Genomic DNA, 9208 nt, shown 5'->3' on the forward strand with positions numbered 1-9208 from the left:
GCCGGTGCCGGGCCAGCGCGGCGAGACGCGGCCGGTCGTCGTCGGCGTGGACGCCGAGGCGGCCCGCGCCGACGCGCACGCCGCCTGGGACGAGCTGCTCGACACGCTCGTCGACTTCCACGTCCGGGTGGACCGCACGGAGACCCCACGGGCCACCGCCGAACGGCTGGCCCGGGAGGCACTCGCCGAGAAGGGCGACGCCGTGACCGGGGTACGCCTGCTCGGCCGCGCCGAGGAGCGCGCCCGTTACGCGCGTGACCCGCTGACCGACGCGGAGTTGCAGCCGGCGCTGCGCACGGTCCGGGGCGCGCTGGCGGCGGGCGCGGACCGCCGTACCCGGCTGCTGGCCGCGCTGCTGCCCCCGTCGGTGCTGCAGCGTTGGCGTACCGCCCTGGCCGAGCGGTCGGCAATGGTGGTGACCGCGAGCGGTCAGGTCCGGCAGCACATGACCCGCTGGAGCCCGCGCCGCCTCCTGGCCCACCGTCCCACCCGCTGACCCACCCGCCCGCCCCGCCCCCTCCCGCCCGCCCCGCCCGCCCTTCGGCGTCGATCAAGGAGTTTGTGTCCAAACCCAGCCCCGCTGAAGACACAAACTCCTTGATCACCGCTCCTGGCCGGCCACGCACGAGATCTTGGTACGAAACGGCCCCCATAAGGGCCCTTTCGTACCAAGATCTACGGCGGCTCCCGGGATACGGGCAGCGAATCCCGCCTGCCGGGCGAGCACGGCTGATCAGGCGAGCTGGGCGCACCGCCCCGCCCCGCCCCGGCCCGGCCCGGCCCGGCCCGGCCCGGCCTCGACGATCTTGCAGTTTGCGCCCGGGCGAAGGGGACATTCGGGGCACCGCTCGGGCCGAAAGTGCAAGATCGCGGGTGAGGGCGGGTGTGGCGCCTGCTGGCGGGCGCGAGGAGGCGCTTGGCGTGGCGCTGAGGCGGGGAGGCTTGGGCACGACGGGGAGCTGCTCTGCCGCGACCCGGGCACGGGGCGCATGCTCACGTGTGAGGGCGACCCGGGCACGGTGCACACGCCCACGCGCGGGGCGACCCGGGCACGGTGCACACGCCCACGTGCGGGGCGATCCGGGCAGGGTGCACACGCTCACGTGCGGGGCGATCCGGGCATCACGTGCTGACGGAGGCGCCCGGCGGTGCGCAGACGAGGCGGACCGCCGGGGGCGGCGCCGAGCGGCGGGGCAGTGAGTGGACGGTGGGGTCGATCGCGGGCACGACTGAGGGCGGGCCCTCGCCCGCGCTGCCCGGCGACCGGCGGCAAGACGCCCCGGCGGCGCTCGCCGCTAACGGAGGCGCCGCCGGTTTCCCGCCCCGGGTCAGGGGCGGGACGCGGTCAGCGGTGGCCCTCCGGACGCTGCCGCCAGCGGTCCTCCATCCGGTCGAGGAAGGAGCCCCGGCGACCACCACCACTGCGGCCACGGGGACGACGCCGGCTCGTTGTGCCGCCGACCACGTGCAGGTCGGGCGACTGGGATCGGCGGTGCGACTGCACCGCGTAGCCCAACGAGGCCAGCATGACGACGAAACCCGCCACGGCCACCGCGGGAATCTTGATCACGGCACCGTAGATCAACAGGGCCAGACCAGCGACGACCACGCCGGCAGCGACGAGCACGCGACGCCGCGCGTGGAAACGCGGGTCGCTGGCGCGCACGGCCGAGGCGAACTTGGGGTCCTCGGCAAGCGACCGCTCGATCTGCTCGAACAGCCGCTGCTCGTGCTCCGAGAGCGGCACGGCACTCCTCCCCGGTCACGTTGGTCGGCCCGGGCGGGCCGACAGACCGTGGCAGCCAACCGGCTGCTTACCCGCAAGTCTACGAGGGCCCCCGCGCGTCGGAAAGCGGGACGACCTACGGCCGGGTCGGTTTTTCGACTTGTCGTGTATCACGACGGCCGAGAAGACTGGCCGGACCTATGACGGACCGCCCGAATCGGGCGGCCGCCGCGTCGGCCGCCGCCTCCGCCTCGCGCCAGCCGCGCTCGGGCGCACCGAGGGTGAGCTGCTGCGGGGTCTCCCCGGCGGGGGCGAGACCTTCCATCCGGACCCCGACCAGCCGAACCGGCTCGCCCGGGGCGAGCGCGCCCCACAGCGCCCAGGCCGTGTCGAACATCTCCCGGGCGGTGTCGGTGGGCACGGCGAGGGTGCGGGAGCGGCTGATCGTCCGGAAGTCGGCGAAACGGACCTTGAGCGACACCGTACGGCCCACCTGCCCGGCCGCCCGTAGCCGAGCGCCGGCCTTGTCGGCGAGCGCGAGCAGGGACCGCCGGATCTCGTCCGGGTCGGTCACGTCGGTGTCGAACGTGACCTCCGCGCCGATCGACTTCTCCACCTGGTCGGGCGTGACGCCACGCGGGTCACGCCCCCAGGCCAGCTCGTGCAGGTGGGCGGCGGACGCCTCGCCCACGGCCCGGCGCAGCAGGCCGGCCGGCGCTTCGGCGAGGTCGCGTACGGTGCGCAGGCCGAGGCGGCGCAGCGCGTCCGCGGACCGCTCCCCCACGCCCCACAGCGCCGACACCGGCAGCGGGTGCAGGAACTCCAGCACCTGTGCGGCCGGGACCACGAGCAGGCCGTCGGGTTTGGCCCGGGTGGAGCCGAGCTTCGCCACGAACTTGCTCGGCCCCACGCCCACCGAACAGGTCAGCTGCTGCTCCTCGGCGACCCGGCGACGGATCAGCGCGGCGATGTCGGCGGGCCGGCCGAACAGCCGCCGGGCGCCCGCCACGTCGAGGAACGCCTCGTCCAGCGACAGCGGCTCGACCAGCGGCGTGACGTCCCGGAAGATCCGCATGACCGCCCGCGACGCCTCGGTGTAGGCGGTGAAGTCGGGCGGTAGGTAGACCGCGCCGGGGCACAGCGCACGGGCACGGGCGGTGGGCATGGCGCTGCGGACGCCGTACCGCCGGGCCTCGTAGCTGGCGGAGCTGACCACGCCGCGCGGGCCGACGCCGCCCACCACCACCGGCCGGCCACGCAGCTCGGGGCGGCGGCGCACCTCCACGGAGGCGTAGAACGCGTCCATGTCGACGTGCAGGATGGTGCAGCCGGTGTCGTCGGCGTCCGGCCCGAAGCGGGGGTCACCGCCTCGGGGCAACGACTGGCTGCGGCCCATGCCAGCAGGCTAGCCCGCCGGTCCGACAACCCCACCGCCCAGCCCACGGCCATCGGGGCGCCACCCCACGCACCGGCCAGAACCGGGCCCGCTCAGCCCCGGACCACCAGCAGCGGGACTGCCATCTCGGCGGCGGTGTCCGCGCCGTGGTACGCCACCAGCCGCGACGCCATCGGCGGTTCGGAGCGCGTGGCGACCACCGCGTACGTGTCCCGGCAGACCACCACCACGTCGCCGATGCGGGTCAGGTGTGCCTCGGGCACCGGCCCGAACCAGCCGGTCGCCACCGCCTCGGCGCGGGTCAGCACCTGCGCGGCCGGGCCCAGCACCTCGGTCCAGGCGGCCACCACGTCGGCCTCGGCGCCCGGCTCGACGTGCAGGTAGCGGACCCGGGGCTCACCGGCGACCACCCGCACCCCGGCCAGCAGCCGGGGGTCGGTGTCCAGGTCGATGCGGTGCCCGGCGGGCACGTCGAGCTGGCCGTGGTCGGCGGTGACCAGCAGCGCGGCGTCCGGCGGCAGCCCGTCGACGAGCCGGGCCAGCAGTACGTCCACCTCCGCGGCGGCGGTCCGCCAGGGCGCGGAGTCGACGCCGCTGAGGTGCCCGTGCCGGTCCAGGTCGGGGTGGTAGCCGGAGACCAGTGCGGGCCCGTTCCCGGCGGCCAGCGCCGCCAGCATCCGGGCGGCGAGCGCGTCAACGCCTGCTGCGCCCCGGTAGTCGCCGCCCCGGTTGGCGGCGAGTGTGAGGCCGCTGCCGGCGAACTCGGGACGGCTGACCACCGTCACCGCGACCCCGGCGGCGCGTGCCCGCTGGTACCAGGTGGGCACCGGCTGCCAGCTCGCCGGATCGGGGTCGCCGGCCCAGTCGACGTGGTTGAGCACCCGGTCGGTGCCGGGCACCCGGACCGTGAAGCCGAGCACGCCGTGCGCGCCGGACCCGGTGCCGGTGCCGAGGCTGACCAGGCTGGTCGGGGTGGTGGACGGGAAGCCGGTGGTGAGCGGCCGACCGGCGGTGGCGGCCAGGCCGGCGAGCGTCGGGGCGTACGGGGCGGCGGTGGGGATCTGGTACCAGCCGAGGCCGTCGATGAGCAGCACCGCGATCCGGCGTACCCCGGCCAGGCGCGGGGCCAGGCCGAGCCGGTCGGTCGCGCCCGGTACGCCGAGCAGCGCCAGCGCGCTGGGCAGCACGTCGGTCAGGGCGCCGCCGTCGTAGCGCGGCGCCACCCGGTCCAGCGGGCCGGGAGCCGGGCCGGGAGCCGGATCGGGAGCCGGGCCGGTCATGCCGGGCGGCGGGCGAACAGGTGCAGCTGGGCGGCGAGATCGCGGTACGGGGACCGGGCGGCGAGGGCGCGCTCCAGCTCCACCAGGGCGGCCTGCTGGCCGTCGGCCACCGCGGCCGGAAGAAGGTCGGCGAGCACCCGTACCCCGTGGATCTCCTCCACGACGAGGCCGGCGGTGGTGAGCAGCGCGCTCGCGTCGGCGGCGTCGTAGCGGCGGCGCAGCGTGTCCCGGCCGCCGGTGGTGCCGTGCGGGTCGGCGGCGAGCGCGGCGGCGGCGTCCAGTTGCCCGTTCATCGCCCGGCCGAACACGGCGGCGGCCCGGCCGGCGACGAGTACGCTCGCCGCGCCACCCGGCCGCAACGCGGTGACCAGCGCGGACATCACCGGTTCCGGGTCGTCGACCACCTCGAGGACGGAGTGGCAGAGCACCAGGTCCACGGTGGCCGGTTCGACGAGTCCGGTGAGCGCGTCGGCGTCGCCCTGCGTCGCGCGTACCCGGTCGGCGACCCCGGCCTCGGCGGCCCGGCGGGTCAGCGCGGCGAGCGCGTCGGGGCTGGCGTCGACCACTGTGACCCGGTGACCGGCCTCGGCGAGCGGGACGGCGAAGCCGCCGGTCCCGCCGCCGACGTCGAGCACGGAGAGTCGTTCGCCGGCCCGCCGGTCCAGCTCGGCCCGGAGCACCGACCAGATGACGGCGGTGCGGGGGGTGAGGGTTCGGATCTGCTCCACGCGCCGAGCCTAGTCACCCCCCGGCCCGGGTTCAGGACTCGCCGCCGCCGGCGGGGTCGTCCTCGGCGCGGGAACGCTGGTGGTTGGCCACCGGGCCGTCGGTCACCTGGTATTCCCGCGGCTCGGCCTCGTGGGTGGGTGCCCAGTCGGCGCCGAGGCGGGTCCGTCGGGCGTTCGCCACGCCACCGGCGTTAGTGCGGTGAAAGGTCATCGGTTCATCCCCCATACCCCGGGTGGGCCACTCTGCCCACCCGCGTCGGGAGTCTCCCGCCTCCGGCTCGGAGAAACCGTAATGTGGATCACTCCATCAACGGAAATCCCTGGATGCCGGTGTGACGGGGGGCTCGATCGCGTCCAGCCGGTCCGCGGTGAGGTTCGTGACGCCCTCGTGCCGCTGCAGCCGGCCCCGCACCACGAGTGCTCCACTGGTGCGGGCGACTCGACGGTATCTCTGCCACAACCCCGGGGAGCAAGTGACATTGAGCATCCCGGTCTCGTCCTCCAGGTTGAGGAACGTGACGCCGCCGGCGGTCGCCGGGCGCTGCCGGTGGGTGACGATCCCGCCGACCCGGATCCGCTGCCCGGGTGGCACCTGGCCGAGGCGGGCGATCGGCACCGCACCCAGTTCGTCGAGGCGGTCCCGGATGAACCGGGCCGGGTGGCTCTCCGGGGACAGGCCGGTGGCCCAGACGTCGGCGACCAGGCGGTCCACCGCGGCCATGCCGGGCAGGGTGGGCGGGTCCGCGCCGGTCACCGTGCCCGGTAGCCGGCCGGGCCGGTCCTGGGCCGCCGCGCCGGCGGCCCAGAGGGCCTGCCGCCGGGTCAGCCCGAAACAGGCGAACGCGTCGGCGGTGGCCAGCGCCTCCAGCTGCGCGGCGGTGAGACCGACGCGGCGGGCCAGGTCCGGCATGTCCCGGTACGGCCCGTGCGCGGCGCGTTCCGCCTCGATCCGCTCGGCCACGTCCTCGCCGAGGGTACGGACGCTGCCCAGCCCGAGCCGTACCGCCGGGCCGCCCAGTCCCCAGGCGTGCGGCGGCTCGCCCGGCACGCTGCCCCACCGGGTCTCCGGGGTGGACTCCAGCACCGCCTTGGCGCCGCTGGCGTTGATGTCCGGCCGGCGCACCTCGACGCCGTGCCGGCGGGCGTCGTCGGTGAGCGTCTGCGGCGAGTAGAAGCCCATCGGCTGGGCGTTCAGCAGCGCGGCCAGGAACGGGCCCGGGTGGTAGCGCTTGAGCCACGAGCTGGCGTACACCAGGTAGGCGAAGCTCATCGCGTGGCTCTCCGGGAAGCCGTAGCTGGCGAACGCGGTGAGCTTGCGGTACACGTCGTCGGCCAGTTCGCCGCTGATGCCCCGCTCGGCCATCCCGGCGTAGAGCCGGTCGGCGATCTGCGCCATCCGCTCCACCGACCGCTTCGCCCCCATGGCCCGGCGCAGCTGGTCGGCGCCGGCCGCGTCGAACCCGGCCAGGTCGATGGCGAGCTGCATGAGCTGCTCCTGGAACAGCGGTACGCCGAGCGTCTTCTCCAGCGCGTTGCGCATCAGCGGGTGCGCGTACGTGACCGGCTCCTGGCCGTTCTTGCGCCTGATGTACGGGTGCACCGAGCCGCCCTGGATCGGGCCGGGCCGGATCAGCGCCACCTCCACCACCAGGTCGTAGAACTCGCGCGGCTTGAGCCGGGGCAGCGTGGCCATCTGGGCGCGGCTCTCCACCTGGAACACCCCCACCGAGTCGGCCCGGCAGAGCATGTCGTAGACCTCGGGGTCGTCCAGCGTCATGTCGCCCAGGTCGAGCCGGGAGCCGATCAGGTCGTAGCCGTAGTGCAGCGCCGAGAGCATGCCGAGACCGAGCAGGTCGAACTTGACCAGGCCGACGGCGGCGCAGTCGTCCTTGTCCCACTGGAGCACGCTGCGGCCGGGCGTCCGGCCCCACTCCACCGGGCACACCTCGATCACCGGCCGGTCGCAGATCACCATGCCGCCGGAGTGGATGCCCAGGTGCCGGGGGAAGGTCTGCAGCTCGTCGGCGTACGCGACCACCTGCTCGGGGATGTCCGCCACGTCGACCGCGGCGACCGAGCCCCACCTGTCGATCTGCTTGCTCCAGGCGTCCTGCTGCCCGGGCGAGAAGCCGAACGCCTTCGCCACGTCCCGCACCGCCGACCGGGGCCGGTACGAGATGACGTTGGCGACCTGGGCGGTGTGCTCCCGGCCGTAGCGGGCGTAGACGTGCTGGATCACCTCCTCCCGGCGGTCGGACTCGATGTCCACGTCGATGTCGGGCGGGCCGTCGCGTTCCGGGGCGAGGAACCGTTCGAACAGCAGCCGGTGCCGGACCGCGTCCACGTTGGTGATGCGCAGCGCGTAGCAGACCGCCGAGTTGGCCGCCGATCCCCGGCCCTGGCAGTAGATGTCCTGCGCGCGGCAGAACGCGACGATGTCGTAGACCACCAGGAAGTAGCCGGGGAAACCGAGGTCTTCGATCATCCGCAGCTCGTGTTCCAGCTGCGCGTACGCCTCCGGGTGCGCCTCGGGCGGGCCGTAGCGCTCGCGGGCGCCGTCCATGGTCAGCCGGCGCAGCCAGCTCATCTCGGTGTGCCCGGGCGGCACCGGGTACGCGGGCAGCTGCGGCGCCACGAGCTGAAGGTCGAAGGCGAGTTCCGCGCCGTACTCGGCGGCCCGTGCCACAGCGCCCGGGTACGCGGCGAACCGCGCCGCCATCTCCGCGCCGCTGCGCAGGTGGGCGGTGGCCGCGGCGGGCAGCCAGCCGTCGATCTCGTCGAGGCTGCGCCGGGCCCGGACCGCGGCGACTGTGGTGGCCAGCCGACGCCGTCCCGGGGTGGCGTAGTGCACGTTGTTCGTGGCGACGGTGGGCAGCCCGGCCGCGGCGGCCAGGTCGGCGAGCGCGTCGTTGCGGTCGGCGTCGACCGGGTGGCCGTGGTCGGTCAGCTCCACCGCCACCGTCTCCGCGCCGAACAGCGCGGTGAGCCGGTCCAGTTCCCGGGCGGCCGCGTCGACGCCCTCGGTGAGCAGCGCCGCCGGCACGTGCCCCTTGCGGCAGCCGGTCAGCACCAGCACGTGGTCCCGCAGCTCGGCGGCGATCTCCTCCAGCTCGCCGTAGACCGGGCGGCCCTTCTCCCCGCCGCGCAGCTGGGCCCGGGAGATGGTGGCGGCCAGGCGCGCGTACCCCTCGTGGCCGTGCGCGAGCACCAGCAGGTGCCGGCCGAGCGGGTCGGGCTCGCCGTTCTGCGGGCCGGGCAGCCCGAGGGACAGCTCCGCGCCGAAGATCGTCGGCAGCCGCAGCGCGCGGGCCGCCTCGGCGAAGCGCACCACGCCGTAGAAGCCGTCGTGGTCGGTGACGGCGAGCGCGGTCAGCCCGAGCCGGGCCGCTTCCTCGGCCAGTTCCTCCGGGTGGCTGGCCCCGTCGAGGAAGCTGAAGTTGGAGTGCGCGTGCAGCTCCGCGTAGGGCACCACGCCGTCCGGGCGGGCCAGCTCCGGCGGCCGGTATTCCTGGCGCTTGCGGCTCCAGGCCGGTGAGTCGCCGCCGTCGGCGTCGACCGCGAGCGGGTCGACCACGTGCAGGTGCCGCTCACCCCCGCCCCGGCCGGAGAGCACCTGCTCCAGCTTCGACCAGGGCATCTTCGGGTTGTGGAAGCTCACCCGCGCCCGCCTCGCCCTGCACCCGACCGCCCGAGATGTTGGTACGAAACGGCCCCTGGGGCGGGTTCATTCCAAGATCTTCCCCGGCGCTCAGTCATAGATCGCCTCCACCAGCCACTGCCCGCCCTCGACCGCGAGCAGCAGGGCGGCACCGTCGGCCAGGCTCACCTGGAACCGGGCCCGGCGGCGCGCCTCGGCCGGCGCCCACCAGCGCTCGTCCACCGGCCACGGACCGGTCCAGCCGGTGATCTCGGCCGGGCGGCCGTCGCCGACGGTGAGCCGGGCCGGCGCCGCGCTGACCGCCAGCCGCGCGCTCACCACGACCGGCTCCCCGGCCGCGTCACGCACGTCAGCCGGCAGCGGGGCGGGCAGGACCACGGCCGGTGACGGTGGCGGGATCCGGCCCGGCCACGGCGGCTC

The 9208-nt window shown here is 75.3% G+C and carries 6 protein-coding genes and 2 pseudogenes; 1 reads left to right on the top strand and 7 read right to left on the bottom strand.

The window, feature by feature from the left end; genetic code table 11:
* Positions 1 to 496 (top strand): annotated as a pseudogene (locus tag AC2CHG_RS27425) (transglutaminase domain-containing protein); the annotation flags it as partial.
* An 849-nt stretch (positions 497 to 1345) separates the two neighbouring features.
* Here AC2CHG_RS27425 and AC2CHG_RS27430 read toward each other — a convergent pair.
* The 7 genes and pseudogenes from AC2CHG_RS27430 to AC2CHG_RS27460 all read right to left on the bottom strand — a co-directional run.
* A complete protein-coding gene (locus AC2CHG_RS27430) occupies positions 1346 to 1747 on the bottom strand; it encodes a DUF3040 domain-containing protein (RefSeq protein WP_128139017.1) in 402 nt (133 codons plus the stop codon).
* Between the two features lie 115 nt (positions 1748 to 1862).
* The gene (locus AC2CHG_RS27435) at positions 1863 to 3122 is read right to left on the bottom strand and encodes a DNA polymerase IV (RefSeq protein WP_281599937.1); all 1260 of its coding nucleotides are present in this window, start codon (positions 3120 to 3122) and stop codon (positions 1863 to 1865) included.
* Positions 3123 to 3214: 92 nt separating this feature from the next.
* Positions 3215 to 4402, bottom strand: a complete 1188-nt coding sequence (locus tag AC2CHG_RS27440; protein WP_484525888.1) for an alkaline phosphatase family protein — start codon at positions 4400 to 4402, stop codon at positions 3215 to 3217.
* Positions 4399 to 5130 (bottom strand): methyltransferase domain-containing protein, encoded by a 732-nt coding sequence (locus AC2CHG_RS27445; protein WP_262014581.1) that lies wholly within the window; start codon positions 5128 to 5130, stop codon positions 4399 to 4401. The genes AC2CHG_RS27440 and AC2CHG_RS27445 overlap by 4 nt, the downstream gene beginning before the upstream one ends.
* Positions 5131 to 5161: 31 nt before the next feature.
* Positions 5162 to 5341: a hypothetical protein gene (locus AC2CHG_RS27450; protein WP_013287622.1), complete on the bottom strand. Its 180-nt coding sequence runs from the start codon at positions 5339 to 5341 to the stop codon at positions 5162 to 5164.
* Between the two features lie 96 nt (positions 5342 to 5437).
* Positions 5438 to 8788: an error-prone DNA polymerase gene (locus AC2CHG_RS27455; RefSeq protein WP_484525889.1), complete on the bottom strand. Its 3351-nt coding sequence runs from the start codon at positions 8786 to 8788 to the stop codon at positions 5438 to 5440.
* Positions 8789 to 8878: 90 nt separating this feature from the next.
* Positions 8879 to 9208 (bottom strand): annotated as a pseudogene (locus tag AC2CHG_RS27460) (DNA polymerase Y family protein); the annotation flags it as partial.

The organism is Micromonospora sp. ATLC20 (assembly GCF_057196585.1).